This window comes from Streptomyces sp. NPDC048288, assembly GCF_043201555.1.
In the GTDB taxonomy this organism is placed as follows: Bacteria; Actinomycetota; Actinomycetes; order Streptomycetales; family Streptomycetaceae; genus Streptomyces.
This window is the reverse complement of the sequence record NZ_JBICZD010000009.1, coordinates 79,651-103,836: the sequence shown is the minus strand read 5'-3', so window position 1 is coordinate 103,836 and position 24,186 is coordinate 79,651. Positions and strand designations below refer to the sequence as shown.

Below are 24,186 nucleotides of genomic sequence, written 5' to 3'. Positions count from 1 at the left end.
GGACCTGAAGACCTGGGGACCTGGGAACCGACTGGAAGGCGACTGATATATCAACCTGCTGTTGCGATACGCTAAGAGGACGGATCGGCCCGCGTCAAGGGAGGGCTTGGTGTGACTTTGGGCGAGGGAACGCTGGCCGACCAGGCCTATCGCGCCATCTCGGACCGTCTGGTGACCCTCCGGATCCGCCCCGGGGAGCCCATCAACGACGAGCGGATCGCCACCGAACTCGGCTTCGGGCGCACCCCCGTCCGGGAGGCCCTCAAACGCCTCGAACACGAGCGCCTGATCGTCGCCTACCCCCGGCGCGGGACCTTCGCCACCGAGGTGCAGATCGCCGACCTCGGGCACATCTCGGAGGTCCGCCGCCAGCTGGAGCCCCTCGCCGCGGGCCTGGCGGCACAGCGGGCCGGTGCGGCCGACCGCGCCGCCCTCGACCGGCTGCTGGCCCGGCTGGCGGACGTCTCCGGCTCCGGCACCGACCTGATCCGGCTCGACATGACCCTGCACCGCGCCATCTACGCCGCGACCCGCAATCCCTACCTCGAAGACACCCTGATCAGGTACGACAACCTCGCCACCCGCATCTGGTGCCTGTTCCTCGACCGGCTCCCGGGCCTCGCGGGCCATGTGCACGAACACGGCCCCCTGCTGCGCGCCGTCATCGAGGGCGACGCGGAGAAGGCCGTGGCCCTGGCCCAGGGGCATGTGGAGGGGTTCGAGGCGGCGGTGCGGAGCGTCATCTGAGCCGCGGCTCCCCCGGCCGCAGCCGGGGCCTGCCCGCGAGCGTGGTCCACAGGTAGGGCGCCACGTCGTCCTCGGAGAGCTGGGCGATCATGTAGCGGACACAGCGTTCGATCTTGACCCGCCACAGCCGCGCCGCCTCGTTCCCGTCGGCGTCACGCAACGCGTCGTGGACGGCGGCGTCCTCGCTCGCGATGGTGTCGCAGGCCTGGCTGTAGTTCATGTCCAGGACCGTGACGAACATCCGCAGCCGGGCCGTGAGGCGCTCGAAGGTGTGGGCGGCCTGGGGAAGGTCCGCGATGCGGGCGAGGGCGTCCTGGTAGCGGAGGTCGACCTCCCGGATGCGCAGATGGTCGTTGTCGCGGGCCGCCGCGTGCACCTCCGCCAGGGCGGCCGAGGCCGGCGCGAGGTTCTCCCGGCCCAGCATGGCGACGCGGCGCATCAGCAGGGCGCCGAGGCTCGCGCGCAGGGCATAGAGGTCGAGGACGTCCTTCGCGGTGATGTCGGGGATCGCGGTCGCACCGCCCGGCAGCAGATCGAGCATGCCCTCCTCGGCCAACGCCCGCAGGCCCGCGCGGACGACCCGGCGGGAGAGGCCGAGGTCGTGTGCGAGCGGGGCCTCCCGGACGCGGTCGCCCGGCCGGCAGCCGGTAGCGAGGAGGGCCTCGCGCAGCAGCCCGATGACGGGATCGGAGGTGACGGGCGCGCCCGGCGCGGCGTCGAGCGCGGTGCTCCGCGCCGCTGCGGGCGGGCCGGGCGGGACGAGTGAGCGGGTGTCCGGGGTGTTCGAGTCATTGCCGGGGCCGCAGATGGCCGGGATGACGTACGACGGACGCGGCGGGGCGACACGGGTGAAGGGCGCCGCGGCCGGGGTCCAGGTGGTGGACCAGGTCAGCAGGGCGTCGCGCAGCCGGGGCGTACGGGACGCCGGCTCGCGGGGGAGCCGGTCGTCGGCGGCGAGGAAGCGGTGCGCCTCCTCGGTCCACGCCTCCGAACTGGGCGCATGGTGCCAGCGCCCGGAGCCGTCCGGCCGAGCGGCGGCGCCGGACACCCCGTGGGCCAGCAGGTGCACGCTCGTCCCGGCACCCACGGCCGACGTCACCTGTTCCACGAACGCCCGCAGCCCGGGTACGTCCGCGAGGTGCCGCTCGCCCCGCAGCGCCGCGAAGGCGCAGACCACCGCCAGGACATGGGCCGCGTCCCGGTCCTGCCCGAACAGCCGGCCGGCCACGGGCGCCGCCGGGCCGCGCGCGGCCGGACCCCGCCCGGACCGGGCCGTCACGGCGAGCACGCACACCGGGGGCGCCGTGAACAGCCCCACCGCCTCCTCGGCGCGGTCCGGCAGGGACCACGCCCGGCGCGGGCCGACCTGCACGCGCGCCCCCGGCTGGGCGCGGTAGGTCCGCCAGATCCGGCTCACCGTGCTCTGGCTCAGACCGGTCTCGGCCGCCATCGAACGGGTCGACCAGCCCCGTGCGGCACCGGGCGGCGGCGGGGTGAGGGTACGGACGAGGACGTGCGCCACCGTGTCGTCGTCGGCCGCCGGCGGCCGTCCCGGCCGGGGTTGCTCGTCCAGGCCGGCCAGCCGCTCGGCGAGGAAACGGCCGCGCCACTTGCCGACCATGTCGCGGGAGACGCCGAGGTGTTCGGCCACGGCGGTGCTGGTGGCCCCGCCCGCACAGGCCAGCACGATGCGGGCGCGCAGGGCCCGCGCCTGTGAGCAGGCGCGACTGCGGGTCCACAGCAGGAGTGCGGCCCGTTCGTCCTCGGTGAGGACCACGGCGTCACGGGGGCGGCCGGCCATACGGCAACCGTAGCCGAACTTCTGACTCGGAAGGACCCCCGAACCCCCGCGGTGACGGGACCGTTGTTGGCCCGCCACGGCCTTCACATACTTCGAGGCAACCCGGTGGCCATGCCGCCGGCGTCCCCCGGAAACCGAGAATTCGCCTCGCCACCACGACTCCGACCGCCCGTCCCTGCGCACGACGGGTCGTGGTCCTCCTCCCCGCACGCCATCGATCCCCGCCTGGACCGGGCATACCTTTGAAGAGGTACGCCCGGGTATCGCTCCCGGAGGCCGTGATGACAGAAACCGCAGGAAACAAGGTGGACGACGCGCCCCTGTCGCGCTTCCACAAGAAACTGGCGCTGTACTCCTCGGGGGGTCCGTTCCTCGACGGCTACGTGCTGAGCATCATCGGCGTCGCCATGGTGCAGATCACCCCGCGACTGCAGCTGTCCAGCTCCGCCCAGGGCCTGATCGGCGCGTCGGCGCTCATCGGCATCTTCCTCGGCGCCTTCGCCGGCGGGTACCTGACGGACAGGTTCGGCCGGCAGGTCCTCTACACCATCGACCTGGTCGCCATCATCGTCTGTTCCGTGGCCCAGTTCTGGGCCGACGACCCGGTGTGGCTGTTCGTGCTGCGGCTGCTGATCGGCATGGCCGTGGGCGCCGACTACCCGATCGCGACCTCGCTGCTGGCCGAGTTCACGCCCCGGCGCTACCGGGGTCCGCTGCTGGGCGGTCTGGTCGTCATGTGGTTCGTGGGTGCCGCCGTCGCGTACATCGTCGGCGAACTGCTGCTGAAGACCGGCGACGACGGGTGGCGGTGGATGCTCGCGAGCGCCGCGCTGCCGGCCACGGTCATCGTGCTGCTGCGCCTGGGCACGCCCGAGTCCCCGCGCTGGCTGGCGAACAAGGGCCGGATCGAGGAGGCCGAGGACGTCCTGAGGAAGGTCTACGGTCCTGACGCGTCGATCGCCGACCTGCCGGAGGAGGAAGAGCGCGAGAACGTCGACCTCAAGGCGATCCTGCGCGCCGGCTACGGCGGGCGGATGCTGTACATCTCCGTGTTCTGGACCTGTTCCATCGTGCCGCTGTTCGCCGTCTACGCCTTCGGCCCGGCCATCCTCGGCGCGCTGCACCTCGAAGGCTCGCTCGCCAACGTCGGCTCGGCCCTGATCACGGTCATGTTCCTGGTCGGCTGTGTGATCGCGTTGTTCCTCGTGAACCGGGTGGGCCGTCGCCCGCTGGTCATCCACAGCTTCGTCTGGTCGGGCCTGGCGCTGCTGCTGCTCGGGATCTTCCCGGACGCGCCCGCCGCCGTGATCATGGTGCTGTTCGCCGCCTACGCGGTCATCATCGGCGGCACCCAGATCCTGCAGTGGGTCTACCCGAACGAGCTGTTCCCGACCGAGGTGCGCGGTTCCGCGGTCGGTCTGGCCTCCTCCGCCAGCCGGATCGGTGCCGCCGTCGGCACCTACCTGGTCCCCATGGCGCTGACCGGCTGGGGCATCGGCGGCACCATGATCGCGGCCGCCGCCATCAACGCCGTCGGTGCCGCGGTCTCCGTCCTGTGGGCGCCCGAGACCCGCGGCATGGCCCTGCACGAGGCCGCCGCACTGTCATCCACGCCGGCGGAGCCGGTCGGCCGTCCCGCCGCCGTCTGACCGCCACCGGCGGGGCCCCGCTCGTGGGGCCCCGCCGGGCAGCCGAGCCCTTTCCCCTTGCCCTTTTGCCGCTTTGCCCCGTTGCCGCTTTGCCCCTTTGCCCTTTTGAACACGCAGGAGGTTTTCCATGAAGGACGTGGTCATCGTCGGTGGTGGCATCGCGGGTCTGGCCGCCGGCTGGCGGCTGCGGCACTGGGACACCCTGCTGCTGGAGTCCGAGGACCGGGTGGGCGGCCGTATCCGCTCGGAGCGCCGCGGCCCGTACTGGCTGAACTGGGGCGGACATGTCTACGCCGGCGGCGACTCCGCGACCGGCTGGCTGCTCGACAACACCGGCGTCGACTCGGTCCCGGTGCCCGGCTCGCTGGCGGGCCTGGCGATGAACGGCAAGCTGCTGCTCAAGGGCCGTGTGGAGACGTACCCCTTCCGCATCCCCATGTCCATGGCATCGCGGGTCGGCATGGTCACGGCGGGCGCCAAGGTCGCGCTGCGGGTGGCGCGTTACGCGCGGATCGTGCGGCGGCGGCGCGACGAGAGCCCCGCCCAGCACCAGCAGCGGATCTACGACTTCATGAACGACCGCTCCTTCAAGGACTTCCTCGGCGACCTCCCCGAGGACGCCGAGGCCCTCTTCAAGCCGACGGTGACCCGCTCCTCCGCCGACATCGACCAGCTCTCGGCCGGCGCCGGCGTCGGCTACTTCAGCCTGGTGTGGAACATCGGCGGCGGTCTCTCGCAGAGCATCCTGGGCGGTCCGTCCACCCTGACCGAGTCCATCGCGGCGGCCCTGTCCGACCGGGTGCGGCTGAACGCGACCGTCGACGAGATCGTCCAGAAGGACGCCTCGGTCGTGGTCCGTTACCGGCAGGACGGCGTCGAGCGGGAGGCCGAGGCCCGCTACGTGGTCCTGGCCACCCCGGCGACCGTCAGCCACCGGATCGCCGTCGACCTCGACCGGGACGTCCGCGAGGCCCTCTCGAAGATCGTCTACGGCCCCTATGTCAGCGCCGCCTTCCTCTCCGACGAGAGCGGCCGCCAGGTCTGGGACGACGCCTACGGCATCGCCGCCCCCAAGCGCTCCTTCAACGTCGCGCTGAACATGTCCAACGTCGTCCACGGCTACGCACGGGAACGGCGGCCGGGCAGCAGCATCATGACCTTCTCGCCCGGCAGCCTCGCCCGCGAACTGCTGGAGCACGACGACGACACCATCCGCCGGATCTACCTGGACGACCTGGACCAGGTCCTGCCCGGCTTCGCCGGCAACGTCGTGGAGGCCGAGGTCCAGCGCTGGCCCACCGGCGCCCCGTACTGCTTCCCCGGCCGCGGAAAGCTCCAGCAGACCCTGACCCGGCGCGGCGGCCGGGTGTTCCTGGCCGGCGACTACCTCGGCACCCTCTACACCGAGACCGCCATCCAGACCGGCCTCTCCGCCGCGCACGAGGTCCGCAGCCTCCTCGCCACCGGCCGGCAGACCGCCGCGCGCGACCTGACCCCGGCGCGCAGCGCGTCGTAGACCCACCGCCTCTCCTTCCTCCACCGCCCCCTTTCTCCACCTGAAACCGAGGAGATCCCAGACATGTCGGCACAGCTCAGCGGTGTCCTGACCGCGCTCGCCTCCCCCTTCGCCGCGGACGGGCAGCTCGACGAGAAGGTGCTGCGCCGCCTGGTCGACCGCAGCGTCGACGGCGGGGTCGACGGCGTCGTCGCCTGCGGCTCCACCGGGGAGTTCGCCGCGATGACCGGTGACGAGCGGCGCCTGCTCGTCGAGACCGTCGTCGACCAGGCCGCCGGACGCGTCCCCGTCGTCGCCCAGACCGGCGCGGTGAGCACCAGGGAAGCGGTCGGACTGTCCCGGCACGCGGAGGCCGCCGGCGCCGCCGTCCTCATGGTCGTCACCCCGTACTACGAGCCGCTGACCATGGACGAGACCCTGCACTACCTGCGCACGGTCGCCGACGCCGTACAGATCCCGGTCATGCTCTACAACCTGCCGGGTGCCACCGGCGTCAACCTCGATCCCGACACCGTCGGACGGCTCGCCCGCGAGGTCGAGAACATCCGGTACATCAAGGACACCAGTGCCGACATGGCCCAGGCGGGACGGCTGATCCACCATCACGGCGACGTCGTCTCGACGTTCGTCGGCTGGGACAGCCTCCTCCTCCAGGCACTCACCGAGGGCGCGGCCGGTGTCATGGCCGGGACCGCGAACCTCATGCCGGCCGAACTCGTCTCGGTCCACCGCGCCCTGCTCGCCGGCGACCTCGACCGGGCCCGGGCCGAGTGGGCGCGGCTCTACCCGCTGATGGACGCGATCATGTCCGCCCCGTTCATCCAGGCGGTCAAGGTGGCGCTGAACGCGGCCGGGGTCCCGGTCGGCGGCCCCCGCGAACCGCTGCTCGGCCTCGACGCCGCCACGACGGCCAGGATCTCCTCCCTGGTCGGGTCGACGCTGCCGCACCTGTCCGCCGCGCACTGACGAACCGCACGACAGCCACCGCGTTTCCGGCCGTACGACACGAGGAGCCACCGCTCATGACCACTGCCGCCGACCCCACGCCGGCCACCGTCCGGCGCGCCGCCGACCCGTCCCCCCTGATCGGCGCCGCCGATCTGCCCCCGGCCCGGCACTTCGTCGACGGGACCTTCGTCGAGCCGTCCACCGACCGGGTCATCGACGTGGTCGACCCGAGCACCGAGGACGTCATCGCCCGGGTGCCCGAGGGAACCGCCGAGGACGTCGACCGGGCGGTGGCCGCCGCGCTGGCGGCCGCGGGCCCGTGGGGGCGGCGGCTCCCCAGGGAGCGCTCCGAACTGCTGCACGCCATCGCCGACCGGCTCGCCGGGAACACCGAACTGCTGGCGAGGCTGGAGTCGGCGAACACCGGAAAGCCGCTCGCGGTCTCGACGGACGACGTCGGCCAGGCGATCGACACCTTCCGGTTCATGGCGGGCGCGGTGCGCGCGACCACGTCCCTGGCCGCCGGCGAGTACGCCGAGAACCACCTGTCGGTCATCCTGCGCGAACCGCTCGGCGTGATCGGTGTGGTCACTCCCTGGAACTACCCCCTCCTCATGGCGGCCTGGAAGACCGCCCCCGTCCTCGCCGCCGGCAACACCCTGGTCCTGAAGCCGTCCGAGCAGACTCCGCTGACCACCCTGAAGTTCGCCGAACTCGTCGCCGACCTGCTGCCGGCCGGTGTGCTGAACGTGGTGAACGGCTACGGCGCGACGGTCGGTGCCCGGCTCGCCGAGCACCCGGACGTCGACATGATCGCCCTGACCGGTTCGGTCGGCAGCGGCCGTGCCGTGGCCCGCGCCGCCGCCGACACCCTCAAGCGCGTCCACCTCGAACTCGGCGGCAAGGCCCCGGTGGTCGTCTTCGAGGACGCCGACCTCGCGGCCGCCGCGTCCGCGCTGCGCGTCGCCGGTTTCTGGAACTCGGGCCAGGAGTGCGGCGCCGCCTGCCGCGTCCTCGTCCACGATTCGGTCGCGGATGAGTTCATCGAGCAACTCGTCGGCGAGGTACGGGCGTTGGTCGTCGGCGAGCCTGCCGCCGGAGCGGACGTCGAGGTCGGCCCGATGGTGTCGAAGGCCCACTTCGACCGGGTCACCGGATACCTGGAACGGGCGAAGAAGGAGGGGGTGCGGGTCGCGACCGGCGGCGGGGCCCTGGACGGGCCCGGTCACTTCGTGGCCCCGACCGTCCTGGTCGACGTCCCCGAGGGGGCCGAGGCGGCCCGCGAGGAGATCTTCGGCCCGGTCGTCACGGTGGAGACCTTCACCGACGAGGACGAAGCGGTCCGCCGCGCCAACGACGTCCCGCTCGGCCTCTCGGCGTCCGTATGGACCGAGAACGCCCGCCGCAGCCACGACATCGCCGCCCGCCTCGACTTCGGCACCGTCTGGGTCAACTCCCACCTCGTCCTCGCCAGCGAAGTCCCCTGGGGCGGCTTCAAGGGCTCCGGCTACGGCCGCGACCTGTCGATCTACGCCCTCGACGACTACACGCGGACCAAGCACGTGATGCACCACCACGGCCGCTGAGCCGCTGAGCCGCCGAGCCGGGCCGGTGAGGCCGCCGGGTGGGCGTCGACGGCGGTGCTCAGGCGCCCGGCGCGGGTACCCCTTCCGGTCCGGGCGCCGTCTGCGAGGCGTGGTCGGCGAAGCGCCGGGCGGCCGGCGGGAGGGTGCGGGAGGCGAGGCGGGCGATGCCGATGTCGCGGGCGGCCCGGACGTCGGTGAGGCTGAGGTAGCGGATGGGGAGGTCCGGGTTGGTCTCCGGGGCCGCCGCGGCCTCCGGCGCGGCCGGGATCAGGGAGACGCCGAGGCCGGCCGCGACCAGGCCGCGCAGGGTCTCCACCTCCTCGCCCTCGAAGCCGACGAGCGGACGGAAACCGGCCTGGTGGCACAGGGTCTCGGTGACGCTGCGCAGGCCGTAGCCGGGCTTCAGCACGATGAACTGCTCGGCGGACACCTCGGCCAGCCGGATCCGCCGGCGCTGCGCGAGCCGGTGCCGGGCCGGGACGGCGAGCCAGAGGGGCTCGACCAGGAGCCGGCGCCAGGTGATGAGCGGGTGGCCGGGGTCCTTGCCGGTGATGATCAGGTCCGCCGTGGCGTCCAGGAGGTGCTGGGCGAGACCGTTCTCGTCCGCCTGGTGCAGTTCGAACCGGACGGCGGGGAACCGCTGCCGGAAACCCGTGACCAGCTCCGGCACCAGCCAGGTGCCCAGGGTGTGCAGAAAGGCCAGCGACACCACACCCGTGTCGGGGTCGACGACCTCGGCCACGGCCCGCCGCCCCCGGTCGTAACCGTCCAGCACCGAGTCGACGTACTCCTTGAACACCCGCCCGGCCGGCGTCGGTCGCAGCACCCGCCCCACCCGCTGGAACAACTCCGCCCCGACCTCCGCCTCCAGCCGGTTCAGCGCCCGGGACAGCGCCGGCTGCGTGAGGTGTGCCGCCGCCGCGGCCTCGGTGACGGTCACCCCCTCGGCCACGGCCTGGAAGGAGCGCAGCACTTGAAGATCCATGAACCCATTCTCCTGCGGCATCGGACCGGGTGGAGTCAGGAGCCGGGGGTATCGGAGGGGGCGGGCGGGGGGTTCAGACGCCCTTGACCGGCGGGTACACCGGCTCCCACATGGCCGCGCGGACCCGGTTCTCGATGGTGTCGTCGACGGCGGTGCGGGCCACGCCGTCCGCTGCCGCGGCGTGGGCGACGGCGATCGCGACGGCGACGGAGGTCTCGCGGAGCCGGCCGGTGAGGGGCAGGATCGGCGCGCCCGGGGAGGTGGCGTCGGTCTGGGCGGCGACGGCGTGGGCGGCGGCGGCCAGCATGGCGTCGGTGACGCGGGTGGCGCGGGAGACGATCGCGCCGAGCCCGAGGCCGGGGAAGACCAGCGCGTTGTTGGCCTGTCCGATCCGGTACACCACCCCGTCCTGCTCGACCGGCCGGAACGGGCTGCCGGTGGCGATCAGGGCGCGGCCCTCCGTCCAGGCCAGCAGGTCGGCGGGGACGGCCTCGGCCAGGTCCGTCGGGTTGGACATCGGCAGGATGATCGGGCGGTCGGTGTGCGCGGCCATCGTGCGGACGAGGTCCTCGGTGAAGGCGCCGCCCTGCCCGGACGTGCCGATCAGGACGGTCGGGCGCACCCGCCCGACCACCTCGGCCAGCGCGATGCCGCCCACCTTCTCGTCCCGGTGCCAGTCGGCGACCTCGGCGGCCGGGCGGGCGTAGTGGACCTGGAAGTCGCGCAGCTCCGCCTGGTCCGCGGTGAGCAGGCCGTACCGGTCGACACCGAAGATCCGGGCGGTGGCCTCCTCGTCGGTCAGCCCGTCGGCGACCATGGCGTCCCGCAGCTGGTCGGCGACGCCCATCCCGGCCGTGCCCGCGCCGAAGATCACCACACGGTGGTCGCGCAGCGCGATCCCGCTGGCCTTCACCCCGGACAGCACGGCCGCCAGGTTGACGGCACCGGTGCCCTGGACGTCGTCGTTGAAGGTGAACTCGTGCGGACGGTAGCGGTCCAGGATCCGGCGGGCGTTGGCGGGGCCGAAGTCCTCCCAGTGCAGCAGGGCGTCCGGGAAGAGCCGGCGGGCGGTGGTGACATAGGCGTCGATGAACGCGTCGTACGTCTCCCGGTCCACGCGCGGGTGCCGGTTGCCGAGGTAGAACGGGCTGTCGAGGAGTTCCTGGCGGTTGGTGCCGACGTCCAGCATCACGGCCAGGGTGCGGTTCGGGTCGATGCCGGCGGCGGCCGTGTAGACGGCGAGCTTGCCCACCGAGATGTCGATGCCGCCCACGCCCCAGTCGCCGATGCCGAGGATCGCCTCGCCGTCGGTGGCGACGATCAGGTCGACCTCGTCCGGGCCGAGGCCCGCCGCGGTGAGCGCGCCCTCGATCTCCTCCGGGGAGTCCACCGACAGGTAGACCCCGGCCGGGCGCCGGTACTCGTAGCTGTAGCGCTGGATCGCCTTGCCGACGGTGGGGGTGTAGACGATGGGCAGCATCTCGTCGAGGTGGTCGCCGAGCAGCCGGTAGAAGAGCACCTGGTTGCGGTCGTGCAGCGCGGTGAGGTTGACGTTCTTGGCCAGGTCGGTGGGTTGTGCGGCGTACTGCCGGTAGGCCCGTTCGGCCTGCTGCTCCAGGGTCAGCACCGCCGGCGGCACCAGGCCGACCAGACCCAGCGACCGCCGTTCCTCCGGGGTGAAGGCGGTGCCCCGGTTGAGGCGGGGCTGGGAGAGCACCGCACGGCCCCGGGCGGTCGTCTCCAGGCGCCCCTCGGCGGCGTTCCACTGGGTCTTCATGATCGGCTCCTTGTCGCGTCCGGCTCTGCTCCGTGGCTTCCGCAAGCCTCGGCCGCCTCGCACACATACGTCCAATGCCTGAAAACGAAGTAACTCATGAGCCCGGTGCATGCGTACGGCGCCACCTGCGCGCTTTGCGGGTTCTTGGCGGCGGGGAGGGGCAGCCGTGTGACGTAGCCGGATCCGGCGGGCCGTGGCGTGGGCGCGTTCCAGCTCCGCGACGGTGGTGAGGAAGCCGGCGCCCTCGGCGATGGGCCGGCGCAGCGCCTCGCCGCCGTCGGTGAGGGAGACGACGAAGGCCCGGCGGTCGTGCTCGGCGCGGGCCCGGGCGACCAGGCCGGCGTCCTCCATGCGGCGGATCGACCGCGAGACCGTCGAGTGGTCGAGCCCGACCGCCTGCTGCAGCTCGGCCTGGGTCTGGCCGTCCCGGGCGAAGAGCCCGAAGCTGACCGGGGCGCGCTCGACAAGAGTGGGACGAGGCAGCACCGGATCGGGCTTCGCGGCCGGCATGGGGCTCCTCGGCCGGCCGGCGGTGGGGGTGAAGAGTCGGCGACCGGGTTGCTTCCGGGGCCGGGAACACCTTGGTTCGCAGGGGGTGTTGGAAGCCGGTTCACCCGGCCGTCCCGGGGGCCGCAGTGCCGGGCGGAGGCGTCTCGTGCCCGACGGCACACCCGAGGCCGTCGTCGTGGCCGGCGGGGTTTCTAGGCCGCCGGGCGGATCAGCCCCGACTCGTAGGCGAAGGTCACCGCCTGCACCCGGGCGCGGGCGCCGATCTTCGCGAGGACGTTGCTGACGTGCGTCTTCACGGTCGTCGGGGCGATGGACAGCCACTGTGCGATCTCGGCGTTGGACCAGCCGGAGGCCACGGCGACGAGGACGTCCCGCTCGCGCTGGGTGAGGGCGCCGAGCCCCGAGGCGCGGGGGAGGGGGCGGACGGTGTGCTGCAGCCGGACGGCGTCGATGAGCGCGCGGGTCAGGCCGGGCGTGATGACGGCGTCGCCGGCGGCCACCACCCGGATGGCCGCGGTGAGTTCGGCCGGGTCGGCGTCGTCGAGCAGGAAGCCGCCGGCGCCCGCGCGCAGGGCGGCCCAGGCGTCCGCCTCCTGGTCGGCCGCGGTCAGCACCAGCACCCGGGGGGTGGACGCCTCCTCGCCCGCGAATCCGGGGGTCAGGGTGCGCTGGGCGGGGTGGGCGAGGCGCCGGATGGTCTCGATGCCGTCCGCCCGGGACAGGTGGCTGTCCATGAGGACGACGTCGGGGCGGAGGGCGGCGCTCGCACGGATCGCCTCGTCCGCGTCCGCCGCCTCCCCGACCACCGTGAGTCCGGGCTCGGCGGTGAGCAGCATGCGCAGGGCGAGGCGCTGGAGGGATTGGTCGTTGACGACGAGTACGGAGACCATGCCTGTCTTCTCCATGCGAGGTCCGTTCCGTGCGAGGTCCGTTTCGTGAACGAAACTGTTTCGTTCACATGCTACGCCTGGATTCCCGGCCCCGGGAGAGGGGGGTCGGTCAGGGCGAGCCGCTCGGTGATCTCGGTGTCGTGCCGGCCGGGAGCCATGGTTCATATCTCGCATGGCCATGGCACGACGGCCGATTCACAGGGGCGGCTCACTTCTGCGGTCCCCCGGGCGCTGATTCACTCCGTCCCGCACCCCCTGACGTCGATCGCCCCATGAACAGCCATGGGGCACAAGGGAGTTCCGCATGCCCGAAAACACCGTGAGGACCGAGGAACAGGCCCGCGCCGAGCGCGGGGTGCCCCTGCGGGCGCGGGTGCGCGCGCTGCTCGTCGTCGCCGGCGCCGCCGCCGCGCCCGGGCTGCTCGCGCCCACCGCGGCACGGGCGGCGGGGCGGCGGAGCAGGACCGTCGCCGCGGGGGAGACCTGGGAGGTGACGGAGATCACCCGGCTCGACGAACTCGTCGTCGAGGAGGGCGCCGTCCTCACCGCCCCCGACGGCTCCATCCTCTCCCTGACCGTGAACGGCGTGGAGACGGGCTCCGCCCTGGACGGCACCTACGGCTGGACCACCGTGATCGCGGCCGGCACCTATCGCGGGGACGTGGTCGTCACCCCGGCGGCCGAGCACCTGGAGTCCTTCGCCGGCGCCACCTTCCACCTCCGCCAGGCCGTCTACGTCGGCGCGACCGGGGTCGTACAGGCGAACTCGGTGCTGTCCGCCGTACGCGGCGGCCGCCTCACCGACGCCAGCGCCAGGAACGTCGGCCTCACCTCCACCGGCGAGGCGTTCAACGGGTTCTTCGTGGCCGACGGCGCCTCGTACCTCCTGGCGAACCCCCGCATCCGCTTCGACGGCAACGGCCGCCTGGACTTCGCCAGTTACGGCTCAGCCGTCACCGGCGCGGGGGACGGCACCCGGCTGGTCGTGGACGGCGCGGACATCGACAACCGGGGCGCGGTCCGCACCGGGGTCATCGCCCGCGACGGCGCCAACGTGATCGTCAGGAACTCCCGCATCCACACCCGTGAGGGCGTCCTCCCCGCCGACTACCAGCCCGGGTTCGGCGCGAACATGATGACCGTGCCCTGGATGCTGGGCCTGAGCGGCAACGTCCGCGCCACCAACGTCCTCGGCGAGAACACCTCCGCCACCTACCTCGACACCGCCGTCTCCTCCGAGTCCTGGGGCGTGCTCTCCACCGACTCGGTCCGCAACTCCCGCCTCACCGCGATCAACAGCACCGTCACCCTCACCGGCGACTCCGGCTACGGCACCTACGCCGACGGCAACAGCCAGCGGGACCTCTTCCTCGGCACCCGCTTCGACGTGGCCACCTTCGCCGCCATCTCCACCGGCAGCCCGGTCACCTTCGGGGACAGCACCCGGGAGGCGGTGGCCGCGCTCAACACCGAACTCGATCTCCGGCTCACCGAACGGGAGCTGGCGGCGATCGAACCGCGGCCGTCGGTCGTCACCTCACGCGGCTTCGGCGTCATGTGGCACAGCGGCGACGGCGGCTCGGTGACCATCGGCGGCGTCACCCGGTTCACCACCGCCGAGACCATGTTCCTCGACAAGGCCCGGCAGATCGCCATCACCGTGGACGGCTCCCGGGGCGCCCGGCTGCACGCCGGCAACGGCGTCCTGGTCCAGATCATGGAGACCGACGACCCCGGCTCCATGACCGGCACCTACACCGAGCCCACCGGGACCCCGGCCAAGGACACCGCCTTCGACGTCACCGCCGAGCACACCGCCGACGCCACCGCCGCCTTCACCGACATCACGCTCCGCGGCGACTTCTACAACGCGATGCGCACCGGCAAGAACCTGGTCGCGTCCTTCGTACGCACCCGGATCGAGGGCGTGATCTCCGCCTCCGTGTCCCGGCACGCCGTCGCCACCATCACCTCGGCCGAGTGGCGGCAGATCAACCACGTCACCAACACCCCGCAGGCCACGGTCAACAACGGCGTGCTCGTGAAGCTGGGCGCCGGATCGGTCTGGACGGTCACCGGCACCTCGTACCTGACGAAGCTGGTCGTCGACGCGGACGCGGTGGTACGGGCCCCGGCGGGCCGGACCCTCACCCTCACCGTCGACGGCACGGCGACCGCCCTCACCCCCGGCACCACCTACACCGGCGCGCTCACCCTCACCCCTGCCTGAGCGCGGCCAGCGCGATCCGCTGGGCCACCGGGTTCATCTCCTCGCCCTTGGCGTCGGTCGAGCCGACCGAGTAGACGAGGGTCCGGCTCAGGTCGCGGGTCCCGAGGAGCACGGCGCTGTAGCCGTACCGGGAGCCCGACTTGAGCCAGTACACCCGCCCCTCGTACACGAACCGCTGCAGCCCGGCGCTGTAGGTGGCGCCCTCGATGTGCGCCGGGACCGTGAACATCTCCTCCAGCTGCGGTCCCGGCGGCACGATCCGCCCCCGGAAGAGGCAGGTGAGGAGGCGTTCCAGGTCGGCGGTGGTGGAGATCATGTCCCCGGCCGCGAACCGGTCCGCCTGGTTCCACTCGGTGACGTCCACGAACTCCGTGGTCCCGTCGGCCCGCGTCACCTTCTGGTAGCCGTGGTTGTGCGGACCGCGGATGCGCGGGTCGGTGCCGGGGAAGTACGTGTCCCGCATCCCGGCCGGGCGCAGCACCAGCCGCTCGGCCGCGGAGGCGTACGACTGCCCGGTCACCTTCTCGATCAGCAGCCCGAGCACGGTGTAGTTGACGTTGAGGTAGTCCTGTTTCCGGCCGGGGCGGAACTCCGGCCCCTTCGCCACCGCCGACCGCACCACCTGCTCGGGGGTGAGCGTGTCGAAGCGGTGCGCGTACTGCGCCTCGAAGGAGTCGCCCCAGCCGTCGCCGGCCTGGATGCCGCTGGTGTGGTTGAGCAACTGCCGTACGGTGATGGGCCGGAAGTCCCGGGTGAACAGGCCCGGGAGGTAGCGCTGGACGGGCGCGCCGAGGTCGATCCGGCCCTGCGCCGCCAGCCTCAGTACGGCGGCGGCCGTCACCACCTTCGTCGTGGAACCGGCCCGGAAGCGGGCGTCCGGGTCCGCCGCCCGGCCGCTCGCCAGGTCGTGCACGCCCGCGCTGCCGCGCCAGGTGCCGTCGGTGCCGCCCACCCGGACGAGCGCGGCGGTGGCGTCCGCGTCGGGCAGTCCGGCGAGGGCGGCGCGCAGCGCCTCGGCGTCGGGGGCGACGGCCCGGGCCGCCGCCGATGCCGGTGCTGACGCCGGTGCCTCGGCCGATGCGGCCAGGGCGGGTGCCGCCAGGGGACCGGCCGTGAGGGCCAGGAGGAGAGAAGCGGCGAGAGCGGTGCTCCGGGTGCGGACACGCATGCGTGGACTCCAGGGGAGAGGGAGGGGACCGGTGAAGGGACCCGGTCATCCTCCGGGGGCGCGGCGGTCGGCCGGATCGTCGGCGAGGAGGGCGTGCGCCCCTGAGCCGTCACCCATCAACTCACGCTGAAAATAGGGGAGTTGCCGGGGTTCGCCCTTAGGGGACGCGGGGCGGCGCGGGCCCCGGGACGGAAAAAAGTGTTATCCCGGAGTCCCGCACTCCGTCTCCACACTGTGATCCCCGACCTTGCACAGGCCGCCGCACCGGCTGAGAGGGTGCCCTTATGAGGACGGACGTGCACCTGCCCCGGCAGTGGCGCAGCACGGTCACGGCCGCGCAGGCGGGCGACCGGCGGGCGCTGGACGAGCTGGTCGAGGGCTGGCTGCCGCTGGTCTACAACGTCGTCGGCCGGGCCCTCAACGGCCATGCCGACGTGGACGACGTCGTCCAGGAGACCATGCTGCGCGCCGTCGGCAACCTCGGCACCCTGCGCGACCCGGACAGCTTCCGGTCCTGGCTGGTGGCCATCGCCATGCGCCAGATACGGGACCGGGCGCGCCGCAGGCAGGACCGGAAACTGGACGAGCGGGTCCCGGACGGCGGCGCCGACTTCGCCGAACTCACCGTGCTGCGGCTCCAGTTGGAGGGCCAGCGGCGGGAGGTCGCGGAGGCCGTGCGCTGGCTGGACCCCGAGGACCGGCAGCTGGTGTCCCTGTGGTGGCTGGAGGTCTCGGGCGAACTCACCCGGCGCGAGCTGGCGTCGGCCGTCGGCATCAGCCGGCAGCACGCGGCCGTGCGTGTCCAGCGGATGAAGGAACGGCTGGAGGTCTCGCGCGGCATCGTGCGCGCACTGGCCGGGGCCTGCCCGGAACTGCGCGAGCTGACCGCCCGCTGGGACGGGCGGCCCGACTCCGTCTGGCGCAAGCGGCTGGCCCGGCACGTCCGCGGCTGCGGCTACTGCGGCGACGCGCGCGACTCCGTCGTCCCGGCGGAACGGCTGCTGGTCGGGATCGCGCTGGTACCGGTGCCGGTGGGCTTCACCCTGTCGCTGGCGCTCGGCGGCAAGACGGCGGTGGCGGCGACCTCCGTCACGTCCGCCGGCTGGTCGGCCAAGGTACTGGGCGCGCTGACCAAGCCGGCCGTGGCGGTCACCGCGGGGGCCACGATCGTCGCGGGCGGCGCCTACGTCGTCGTACAGACCCCGCACGGATCGGCACCGCGTACGGCCGTGTCGCCGACGGCGGTGGTCAGCAGCGCGGTGCCGCAGGCGCCGGCGGCCACCCCCACCCCGTCCCCGACGGCCTCGCCGTCCGCCTCCCCCACCCCGTCCCCGTCCGCTTCGGCGGTCTACGGCTCCGTCGTCGACGCGGTCGACACGGCACCGGACCCGGACACCAGGCCCGGCGCGCTGCCGCACCGGCCCGAGGCCGGGATCACCAGCACGGGCGGCGCGCACGCCGTCATGAACCACCGGGGCGACAGCGTCACGCTCAGCGGGCAGGGCTATGTGCTGGTCCGCTGGCAGATCTCACCGCAGTACCGGGCCGGGAACCTGGTCATGCCGTCCTGGACCGGGCTCAAGGGGAAGATCTTCCATGTGGCGTCGGGCGGCGGCCGGCGGATGGACGACCGGGTGAGCACGACCGACAGCTCCGCCACGGGCATGGGCAACTCGGCCGTGGGCTACGCGGTGCTGCCCTCCGGCACCCAGCAGATGTGGCAGAACGAGTACTTCTACGTCGACGGAAGCGTCACGCTGACCGTGAACGAGCGGGGCGCCGACTACGGGCTGAGCGTCTTCCCGTCGACCTGGGACGCGGCGGAGAAGGACGTGCTGTACGGGCCCCCGGACGGGGCGATCCGGTACGGGCTGGTCCGGGACGACGGGACGGACTCGGCGCCGGTTCCGCAGTACGTCACGCGGAAGACGCCGAGCGACCCGGCGACGGTGGCTCAGCGCTCGGCCGTGTAACCCCGCAGCGCGTTGAGCACGTCCACCCTGTTCGTGGTGATCGAGTCGACGCCGGTCTCCAGGAGGCGGCGCATCGAGCGGCGGGTGTCCGGGGTCCAGCAGGAGACCAGGTGGCCGCCGCGGTGGACGTGTTCGGTCAGATCGTGGTCGAGCAGGGTGAAGCGGTAGTTGAGGTAGCGGGGGCGGATCACGTCCAGGAGCGCCGGGCGGGCCGGGGCCAGCGTCTTGCGGGTCAGGGCGATCTCGGCCTTCGCGTCGGCCGCCCGTACCGCCAGCATCGACGGGGCGTCCCCGGTGTAGTAGACGCGGTCCGCCGCGCCGCACTCCCGGGCCACCGCCACGATCCTGGCCACGGCGCGCTCGCTCGGGTCTCCGGGCAGGTCGATCATCACCCGGCTGTCCTTCGTCGCCGTCAGCGCCTCGGCGAGGGTCGGCACGCCGCCCGCCGTGAGGCCGCGCACCTCGTCCGCCGACAGCGCGCTCAGCGGACGGTCGTGCTCCCAGAGGCGGTCCAGGGTCTCGTCGTGCAGCAGCACGGGGACGCCGTCACGGGTCAGGCGTACGTCGATCTCCACCGCGTCCGCGCCCCGGCGGAGCGCGGAACGCAGGGAGTCGAGCGTGTTCTCGCGGAAACGGTAGGGGTCGCCGCGATGGGCCACGGCGGTCACGGTCTGCATGAGCCCATGGTGTCAGGGGCCGGCCGCGGATCGTCAGGGGGCGAGCCACGCCTCGGTGTACGCGTCGATCTCGGCCGCGATCGACGCCTGGCCCGCCGGGTCCAGGAAGGACGCCGTCACCGCGTTCTTGGCGAGGCCGGCCACCCCGCGCTCGTCCAGACCGAGGAGGCGGGCGGCGACCGCGTACTCGTTGTTGAGGTCGGTGCCGAACATCGGCGGGTCGTCGGAGTTGACCGTGACCAGCACACCCGCGTCCACGAACGCCTTGATCGGGTGCTCCTCCAGGGTGCGGACCGCGCGGGTGGCGATGTTGGAGGTGGGGCAGACCTCCAGCGCGACGCGGTGCTCGGCGAGGTGGGCCAGGAGCTTCGGGTCCTGCGCGGAGCTGGTGCCGTGCCCGATGCGCTCGGCGTGCAGCTCGGTCAGCGCGTCCCAGACCGTGCCGGGTCCTGTGGTCTCGCCCGCGTGCGGGACGGAGTGCAGACCGGCCGCGACGGCCCGGTCGAAGTACGGCTTGAACTGCGGCCGGGGCACGCCGATCTCGGGCCCGCCGAGCCCGAAGGAGACCAGGCCCTCCGGGCGCAGCCGGTCGTCGGTCGCCAGCCGGACCGTCTCCTCGGCGGCCTCCAGGCCCGCCTCGCCGGGGATGTCGAAGCACCAGCGCAGGACCGTGCCGAACTCGGCCTCCGCCGCCTTCCGCGCGTCCTCGATCGCGTCCATGAAGGCCCGCTCGTCGATCCCGCGCCGGGTGGAGGAGAACGGGGTGATCGTCAGCTCGGCGTAGCGCACCTGCTGGCGGGCCAGGTCGCGGGCCACCTCGTAGGTGAGCAGCCGGACGTCCTCGGGCGTGCGGATCAGGTCGACGACCGAGAGATAGACGTCGATGAAGTGCGCGAAGTCCGTGAACGTGAAGTAGTCGGCCAGGGCCTCGGGGTCGCTGGGGACCTTGGAGTCGGGGTGCCGGGCGGACAGTTCCGAGACGATGCGGGGGGAGGCGGAGCCGACGTGGTGGACGTGCAGTTCGGCCTTCGGCAGTCCGGCGATGAAGGCCGCCAGATCGCGGTGGACGGCGGGTTCGGCGTGACGGTCGGTCAAGGGTTCCTCCCCGGAACGGCGCGGGTCCGCCCACGGCGGGGGTACGGCCGTGGGGCCCTGCGCGGTGATCGGCTGATCGGTGGTCCGGGCTCATCGTAGGCCGGGCCCGGCGTACGGCGTGATCCGGGCCTTAGCATGGCGACGGCACGCGTTCAGGAGAGGGGACATCGAGAGATGGCTGACGAGGCGCCGGAGACTTCGAAGATACGGCTGGACAAGACGGCCGCGGCGGGAGAGGGGCCGGGGGCGGGGGCGGCGACGCCGGTCCCGCCGTCGGTCCATGACCAGCGGACGGTCGCGGCGATGCCGGGACCGGTCGGCCGGTCGGCCGACGCCCCGCCGCAGGGTTGGGCCAGCCCTTACGGGGCGCCGTCCGACGCGGTTCCCGCACCGCCGCCGAACCCGTTCGCGGCGCCGGGCCCGCACGCGGCGCCCAACCCCTACGCGCCGCCCCCGCCGCAGCAGCCGCACAGTGCGGCGGTGCCTCCGCCGCCGATCGCGCCGAGCGGGCCGGGGCAGGTGCCGTACGGCTACCCGGCCGCGCCCGGTCCCGGGCCCGGGGTGCCCGGCCCCGGTTACGGCTATCCCGGGCAGTCCCTGCCCTCGTACCCGGCCGGGCCGGTGGGGTACGGCGGTTGGCCGGGGATGCAGCCGATGCCCAACAACGGGCTGGGGACGGCCAGTCTCGTCACCGGGATCATCAGTGCGGTCGGGTTCTGCCTGTGGCCGGTGGCCCTGGTGATGGGGGTGCTGGCCATCGTGTTCGGGGCGATCGGGCGGGGGCGGGTGAAGCGGGGGGAGGCCACCAACGGGGGGCAGGCGCTGGCCGGGATCATCTGCGGGTCGGCGGGGCTGGCGCTGGCCGTCGGGTTCATCGCGTTGATCGTGGTGGCGAGCAGTAGGTAGTGGGCGGGTGCGGGGCGGTGGGGGCTGGTCGCGCCCACGCGGCGGAGCCGCATATGGATACAGCCCCGCGCCCCTTTAGGTGGGACCAGTCTCTGTTGGGCAGAAGTCCCGTCCCTTTAGGTGGGGCTGCTTCCGTCGGCCAAGAGCCGGGCCCTTGCCTCCATCAGCGCGAACCCCAGAAGGTTCAGCCCCCTCCAGCGGGCCGGGTCCTCCGCAGCCTCGTCCTTGGCTGCCAGGCCGATGCCCCATACGCGGTCCACGGGGCTCGCCTCGACGAGGACCCGGTCGCCGGTCCCCAGCAGAAAGTCCCGCAGTTCACGGTCGGCCCGGAACTTGTGGACGCTGCCCTCGGTGACGAGGGCGAGGCGTTCGCGCTGCCATATCGCCTCGTCGAAGCCGCGGACCAGGCGGCCCGCCTTCTTCGCCTCGGCGGGGTGGGCCGCCGCGAGGATCCGGGCCTCGGCCTCGGGGTCTGCGAAAAGCCTTGCCTTGCCGGCCATCATCCAGTGCTCGGCGGTCGCGTAGGTGACACCGTCGACCACGAAGGGTGACGGCCACCACTGGCTGAGACAGCTCGCCGAGACCTGCCCGTCGGGCCTCGGGCGGTGTCCCCAGAAGTGCAGGTACCTGATCCTGGCCCCCGCCTGGACCGCCCTGATCAGGGCCTCCACAGAATCGATCTTCGCCATGCACGCCAGTCTGGCAGGCACCACTGACACTCCGTCCTGCCTTTACCTTTCCGACTCGACACCTGGTCGACAGATTCCGTCGCGTAACCAAAAGGCAACAACGGAATCACTTGTTGGACTCCCCTTGCTCTGTCAGGATCGGCAGTCAAATCGAGCTGGAGCTACGCCACCCGCCTCTCTGGGCGGGGTGACGGCGGAGGAGAAGCGACATGGACAACCCGGGCACCGCCACCCCGGAGACCTTCCCCGCGCAGGAGCGGCTCGCGGACGGCGCGCAGTACATCGCGGGACGGTTCACCAAGGGCACGTCCGGCCGTACGCACGCCGTCGTCGACCCGGCCACCGGCGCGGAGGTCTACACCTACGAGCTGGCCGGGACCGACGACGTCGACGCGGCGGTCGCGGCGGCCCGCGCGGCCTTTCCGGCGTGGGCCGGGGCCACCCCCGGCGAGCGCTCCGACGCGCTGCACCGGTTCGCCGCCGTGCTCGCCGAGCGCGCGGAGGAGTTCGCCCGGGCCGAGTCCCTCCAGTGCGGCAAGCCGCTGAAGCTCACGCGCGAGTTCGACGTGCCGGGGACCATCGACAACACCGCGTTCTTCGCGGGGGCCGCCCGGCATCTGCAGGGGCAGGCCGCCGGTGAGTACTCCGGCGACCACACCTCGTACATCCGCCGCGAGCCCATCGGCGTCGTCGGTTCCATCGCGCCCTGGAACTACCCCCTCCAGATGGCCGCCTGGAAGATCCTCCCGGCGATCGCGGCCGGCAACACCATCGTGCTCAAGCCGGCCGAGCTGACCCCGCTGACCTCGCTGCTCTTCGCGGAGGCGGCGACGGCCGCCGGCATCCCGGACGGTGTCGTCAACATCGTCACGGGGACGGGGAAGGAGGCCGGTGAGCATCTCGTCGGGCACCCCGACGTGGCCATGACGTCCTTCACCGGGTCCACCGGGGTCGGCAAGCGGGTCGCCGAGGTCGCCACCGCGACCGTGAAGCGGCTCCACCTGGAGCTCGGCGGCAAGGCCCCCTTCGTGGTCTTCGACGACGCCGATCTGGAGGCGGCCGTCAACGGAGCCGTCGCCGGATCGCTCATCAACACCGGGCAGGACTGCACGGCCGCCACGCGCGCGTACGTACAGCGGCCGCTTTACGACGCCTTCGTGGAGCGGACGGCCGCCCTGATGGAGACCGTGCGGCTGGGGGACCCGTTCGCGCCCGGTACCGACCTCGGGCCGCTGATCTCGCACGCCCAGCGGGACCGGGTCGCCGGATTCGTGGAGCGGGCGCGCGGCTACGCGCGCGTGGTGACCGGCGGCGAGCCGCCGCAGGACGAGCTGAAGAGCGGCGCGTACTACCGGCCCACCCTGATCGCGGACGCCCCGCAGGACAGCGAGATCGTCCAGTCCGAGATCTTCGGGCCCGTGCTGGTCGTTCTGCCGTTCGACAGTGATGATGAGGGCATCCGGCTGGCCAACGACACTCCCTACGGTCTGGCCGCCTCGGCGTGGACCGGGAGTGTCTACCGGGCGGGCCGCGCGACCCGGGAGATCAAGGCGGGATGCGTATGGGTCAACGACCACATCCCGATCATCAGCGAGATGCCGCACGGCGGCTACAAGGCGTCCGGCTTCGGCAAGGACATGTCGGCGTACTCGTTCGAGGAGTACACCCAGGTCAAGCACGTAATGTTCGACAATATGGCGGTGGCTCGGAAGGACTGGCACCGCACGATCTTCGGGGACCGATAGTCACACCTCCGGCCGCTCGGCGCGGCCGGCTTCCCGAAAGGGCATCTAGCGCATGAGGCAGTACGAGCCCGACCGCCCTACCCCGGTCGAAGTGGCCGCCATGCGGCGCAGTCTCCGCAACGGCCGGGCCGCCCTGGCCCGCCGGTCGTTCCTGGGCGGCGCGCTCGCGGTGGGCGGCGTCGGGGCGCTGAGCGCCTGCGGTATTCCCGCGGCCGGCAAGTCCCAGGGCGGGGTCTCCGCCGACGACCACTCGGCCACGGAGAAGGTCGTCAACTTCTCCAACTGGCCCGAGTACATCGACGTCGACGACAGCGGCAAGACGCATCCCACGCTGGACGCGTTCCGCAAGCGGACCGGCATCACCGTCAAGTACACCGAGGACATCAACGACAACGACGAGTTCTTCGGCAAGATCCAGCCGCAGCTCGCCGCCGGCCAGGACACCGGCCGGGACCTGATCGTCCTCACCGACTGGCTGGCCGCCCGCATGATCCGGCTCGGCTACGTCCAGAAGCTGGACGCGTCGAACCTGCCGCATGCCTTCGCCAACCTGTCGGACCAGTTCCGCAGCCCCGACTGGGACCCGGGCCGTGCCTACTCGTACGTGTGGCAGGGCATCTCCACGGTCGTCGCCTTCAACAAGAAGGCGCTGAACGGCGTCGAGGTGAAGTCGGTCTCCGACCTGCTCGACAACCCCGCGCTCAAGGGCCGGGTCGGCCTGCTGACCGAGATGCGCGACACCGTCGGCATGACCATGCTCGACATGGGCATCGACCCGGGGAAGTTCACCGACGACAACTACGACGCGGTGATCGCCCGCCTCCAGAAGGCCGTCGACAAGGGCCAGATCCGCCGGTTCACCGGCAACGACTACACCTCGGACCTCAGCAAGGGCGACCTCGCGGCCTGTGTCGCCTGGGGCGGCGACATCGTGCAGCTCCAGGCCGACAACCCGGACGTCGCCTACGTCATCCCGGACAGCGGCTACATGACGTCGACCGACAACCTGCTGATCCCGAACAAGGCGCGCCACAAGACGAACGCCGAGCGGCTCATCGACTACTACTACGAGCCCGAACCGGCCGCCGAACTCTCCGCCTACGTCAACTACGTCAGCCCCGTCGCGGACGTGCAGCCGTACCTCGCCAAGATCGACAAGGGGGCGGCGAGCAACCCGCTGATCGTCCCCGACAAGGCCATGCAGGCCAAGTCCCACGCCTTCCGAGCCCTCAGCTCGAAGGAAGAGACGGCCTACCAGCAGAAGTTCGCGAAGCTCACAGGGGCGTGACGACAC

At 72.5% G+C, this 24,186-nt stretch carries 17 protein-coding genes and 2 pseudogenes; 10 read left to right on the top strand and 9 right to left on the bottom strand.

Features of this window, described 5'->3' with window-relative positions; all coding sequences use genetic code 11:
• Positions 1-111 precede the first annotated feature (111 nt).
• Entirely contained in the window at positions 112-747 is a 636-nt protein-coding gene (locus tag ACGFZS_RS30550) for a GntR family transcriptional regulator (RefSeq protein WP_393661405.1), read from the top strand.
• Here the strand turns inward: ACGFZS_RS30550 and ACGFZS_RS30545 are convergent.
• Positions 740-2,548: a helix-turn-helix domain-containing protein gene (locus ACGFZS_RS30545; protein WP_393797788.1), complete on the bottom strand. Its 1,809-nt coding sequence runs from the start codon at positions 2,546-2,548 to the stop codon at positions 740-742. The two genes, ACGFZS_RS30550 and ACGFZS_RS30545, sit on opposite strands and share 8 nt — an antisense overlap.
• 281 nt (positions 2,549-2,829) lie before the next feature.
• Between ACGFZS_RS30545 and ACGFZS_RS30540 the strand changes: the two genes are divergently transcribed.
• The 4 genes from ACGFZS_RS30540 (at position 2,830) to ACGFZS_RS30525 (ending at position 8,247) form a co-directional block, all read left to right on the top strand.
• Positions 2,830-4,197 carry an MFS transporter gene (locus ACGFZS_RS30540; protein ID WP_393797787.1) on the top strand — a complete coding sequence of 456 codons (1,368 nt, stop codon included), beginning with the start codon at positions 2,830-2,832 and terminating at the stop codon, positions 4,195-4,197.
• Positions 4,198-4,324: 127 nt separating this feature from the next.
• Complete coding sequence (locus ACGFZS_RS30535) at positions 4,325-5,713, top strand: flavin monoamine oxidase family protein (RefSeq protein ID WP_393797786.1); 1,389 nt, start codon at positions 4,325-4,327, stop codon at positions 5,711-5,713.
• 63 nt (positions 5,714-5,776) lie between these two features.
• On the top strand, positions 5,777-6,679 hold the full coding sequence (gene dapA, locus ACGFZS_RS30530) for a 4-hydroxy-tetrahydrodipicolinate synthase (protein ID WP_393797785.1): 903 nt from the start codon (positions 5,777-5,779) through the stop codon (positions 6,677-6,679).
• Positions 6,680-6,735: 56 nt separating this feature from the next.
• Complete coding sequence (locus ACGFZS_RS30525; RefSeq protein ID WP_393797784.1) at positions 6,736-8,247, top strand: aminobutyraldehyde dehydrogenase; 1,512 nt, start codon at positions 6,736-6,738, stop codon at positions 8,245-8,247.
• 58 nt (positions 8,248-8,305) lie between these two features.
• Here the strand turns inward: ACGFZS_RS30525 and ACGFZS_RS30520 are convergent, their stop codons facing one another.
• The 4 genes and pseudogenes from ACGFZS_RS30520 to ACGFZS_RS30505 all read right to left on the bottom strand — a co-directional run bounded on the left by ACGFZS_RS30520 (position 8,306) and on the right by ACGFZS_RS30505 (position 12,409).
• Entirely contained in the window at positions 8,306-9,232 is a 927-nt protein-coding gene (locus ACGFZS_RS30520; RefSeq protein WP_393797783.1) for a LysR family transcriptional regulator, read from the bottom strand.
• Positions 9,233-9,305: 73 nt separating this feature from the next.
• The gene (locus ACGFZS_RS30515; protein WP_393798028.1) at positions 9,306-11,009 is read right to left on the bottom strand and encodes an NAD-dependent malic enzyme; all 1,704 of its coding nucleotides are present in this window, start codon (positions 11,007-11,009) and stop codon (positions 9,306-9,308) included.
• Between the two features lie 282 nt (positions 11,010-11,291).
• Positions 11,292-11,519, bottom strand: a pseudogene (locus ACGFZS_RS30510) (MarR family winged helix-turn-helix transcriptional regulator); the annotation flags it as partial.
• A 191-nt stretch (positions 11,520-11,710) separates the two neighbouring features.
• Positions 11,711-12,409, bottom strand: coding sequence for a response regulator (locus ACGFZS_RS30505; protein ID WP_393798027.1), 699 nt, complete (start codon positions 12,407-12,409; stop codon positions 11,711-11,713).
• 304 nt (positions 12,410-12,713) lie between these two features.
• Between ACGFZS_RS30505 and ACGFZS_RS30500 the strand changes: the two genes are divergently transcribed.
• Positions 12,714-14,639 carry a hypothetical protein gene (locus ACGFZS_RS30500; protein ID WP_393797782.1) on the top strand — a complete coding sequence of 642 codons (1,926 nt, stop codon included), beginning with the start codon at positions 12,714-12,716 and terminating at the stop codon, positions 14,637-14,639.
• Here ACGFZS_RS30500 and ACGFZS_RS30495 read toward each other — a convergent pair.
• Positions 14,626-15,807, bottom strand: a complete 1,182-nt coding sequence (locus tag ACGFZS_RS30495; RefSeq protein ID WP_393797781.1) for a serine hydrolase domain-containing protein — start codon at positions 15,805-15,807, stop codon at positions 14,626-14,628. The two genes, ACGFZS_RS30500 and ACGFZS_RS30495, sit on opposite strands and share 14 nt — an antisense overlap.
• A 284-nt stretch (positions 15,808-16,091) precedes the next feature.
• Between ACGFZS_RS30495 and ACGFZS_RS30490 the strand changes: the two genes are divergently transcribed.
• Positions 16,092-17,780: an RNA polymerase sigma factor gene (locus ACGFZS_RS30490; RefSeq protein ID WP_393797780.1), complete on the top strand. Its 1,689-nt coding sequence runs from the start codon at positions 16,092-16,094 to the stop codon at positions 17,778-17,780.
• On the opposite strand, the gene ACGFZS_RS30485 is transcribed toward ACGFZS_RS30490, so the two are convergent.
• Positions 17,762-18,457, bottom strand: a complete 696-nt coding sequence (locus ACGFZS_RS30485; protein WP_393797779.1) for a glycerophosphodiester phosphodiesterase — start codon at positions 18,455-18,457, stop codon at positions 17,762-17,764. The genes ACGFZS_RS30490 and ACGFZS_RS30485 overlap by 19 nt on opposite strands.
• A 33-nt stretch (positions 18,458-18,490) precedes the next feature.
• Positions 18,491-19,689 (bottom strand): annotated as a pseudogene (locus ACGFZS_RS30480) (adenosine deaminase).
• A gap of 37 nt (positions 19,690-19,726) precedes the next feature.
• On the opposite strand from ACGFZS_RS30480, the gene ACGFZS_RS30475 reads away from it, so the two are divergent.
• The gene (locus tag ACGFZS_RS30475; protein ID WP_393797778.1) at positions 19,727-20,458 is read left to right on the top strand and encodes a DUF4190 domain-containing protein; all 732 of its coding nucleotides are present in this window, start codon (positions 19,727-19,729) and stop codon (positions 20,456-20,458) included.
• Between the two features lie 116 nt (positions 20,459-20,574).
• On the opposite strand, the gene ACGFZS_RS30470 is transcribed toward ACGFZS_RS30475, so the two are convergent.
• Positions 20,575-21,147 carry an NADAR family protein gene (locus tag ACGFZS_RS30470; RefSeq protein ID WP_393797777.1) on the bottom strand — a complete coding sequence of 191 codons (573 nt, stop codon included), beginning with the start codon at positions 21,145-21,147 and terminating at the stop codon, positions 20,575-20,577.
• Between the two features lie 209 nt (positions 21,148-21,356).
• Here ACGFZS_RS30470 and ACGFZS_RS30465 point away from each other — a divergent pair, with 209 nt between their 5' ends.
• Positions 21,357-22,892, top strand: a complete 1,536-nt coding sequence (locus ACGFZS_RS30465) for a gamma-aminobutyraldehyde dehydrogenase (protein ID WP_393797776.1) — start codon at positions 21,357-21,359, stop codon at positions 22,890-22,892.
• Positions 22,893-22,944: 52 nt separating this feature from the next.
• Complete coding sequence (locus tag ACGFZS_RS30460; protein ID WP_365691272.1) at positions 22,945-24,180, top strand: spermidine/putrescine ABC transporter substrate-binding protein; 1,236 nt, start codon at positions 22,945-22,947, stop codon at positions 24,178-24,180.
• The last annotated feature ends 6 nt before the right edge of the window (positions 24,181-24,186 follow it).

Excerpts from the sequence above, each read along its gene's own strand:
- ACGFZS_RS30505 (WP_393798027.1), bottom strand. The coding sequence starts at position 12,409 with ATGGTCTCCGTACTCGTCGTCAACGACCAATCCCTCCAGCGCCTCGCC.
- ACGFZS_RS30545 (WP_393797788.1), bottom strand. The coding sequence starts at position 2,548 with ATGGCCGGCCGCCCCCGTGACGCCGTGGTCCTCACCGAGGACGAACGG.
- ACGFZS_RS30485 (WP_393797779.1), bottom strand. The coding sequence starts at position 18,457 with ATGCAGACCGTGACCGCCGTGGCCCATCGCGGCGACCCCTACCGTTTC.
- ACGFZS_RS30535 (WP_393797786.1), top strand. The coding sequence starts at position 4,325 with ATGAAGGACGTGGTCATCGTCGGTGGTGGCATCGCGGGTCTGGCCGCC.
- ACGFZS_RS30465 (WP_393797776.1), top strand. The coding sequence starts at position 21,357 with ATGGACAACCCGGGCACCGCCACCCCGGAGACCTTCCCCGCGCAGGAG.
- ACGFZS_RS30500 (WP_393797782.1), top strand. The coding sequence starts at position 12,714 with ATGCCCGAAAACACCGTGAGGACCGAGGAACAGGCCCGCGCCGAGCGC.
- ACGFZS_RS30525 (WP_393797784.1), top strand. The coding sequence starts at position 6,736 with ATGACCACTGCCGCCGACCCCACGCCGGCCACCGTCCGGCGCGCCGCC.
- ACGFZS_RS30495 (WP_393797781.1), bottom strand. The coding sequence starts at position 15,807 with ATGCGTGTCCGCACCCGGAGCACCGCTCTCGCCGCTTCTCTCCTCCTG.
- ACGFZS_RS30470 (WP_393797777.1), bottom strand. The coding sequence starts at position 21,147 with ATGGCGAAGATCGATTCTGTGGAGGCCCTGATCAGGGCGGTCCAGGCG.
- ACGFZS_RS30475 (WP_393797778.1), top strand. The coding sequence starts at position 19,727 with ATGGCTGACGAGGCGCCGGAGACTTCGAAGATACGGCTGGACAAGACG.
- ACGFZS_RS30540 (WP_393797787.1), top strand. The coding sequence starts at position 2,830 with ATGACAGAAACCGCAGGAAACAAGGTGGACGACGCGCCCCTGTCGCGC.
- ACGFZS_RS30520 (WP_393797783.1), bottom strand. The coding sequence starts at position 9,232 with ATGGATCTTCAAGTGCTGCGCTCCTTCCAGGCCGTGGCCGAGGGGGTG.
- ACGFZS_RS30460 (WP_365691272.1), top strand. The coding sequence starts at position 22,945 with ATGAGGCAGTACGAGCCCGACCGCCCTACCCCGGTCGAAGTGGCCGCC.
- ACGFZS_RS30490 (WP_393797780.1), top strand. The coding sequence starts at position 16,092 with ATGAGGACGGACGTGCACCTGCCCCGGCAGTGGCGCAGCACGGTCACG.
- dapA (WP_393797785.1), top strand. The coding sequence starts at position 5,777 with ATGTCGGCACAGCTCAGCGGTGTCCTGACCGCGCTCGCCTCCCCCTTC.
- ACGFZS_RS30515 (WP_393798028.1), bottom strand. The coding sequence starts at position 11,009 with ATGAAGACCCAGTGGAACGCCGCCGAGGGGCGCCTGGAGACGACCGCC.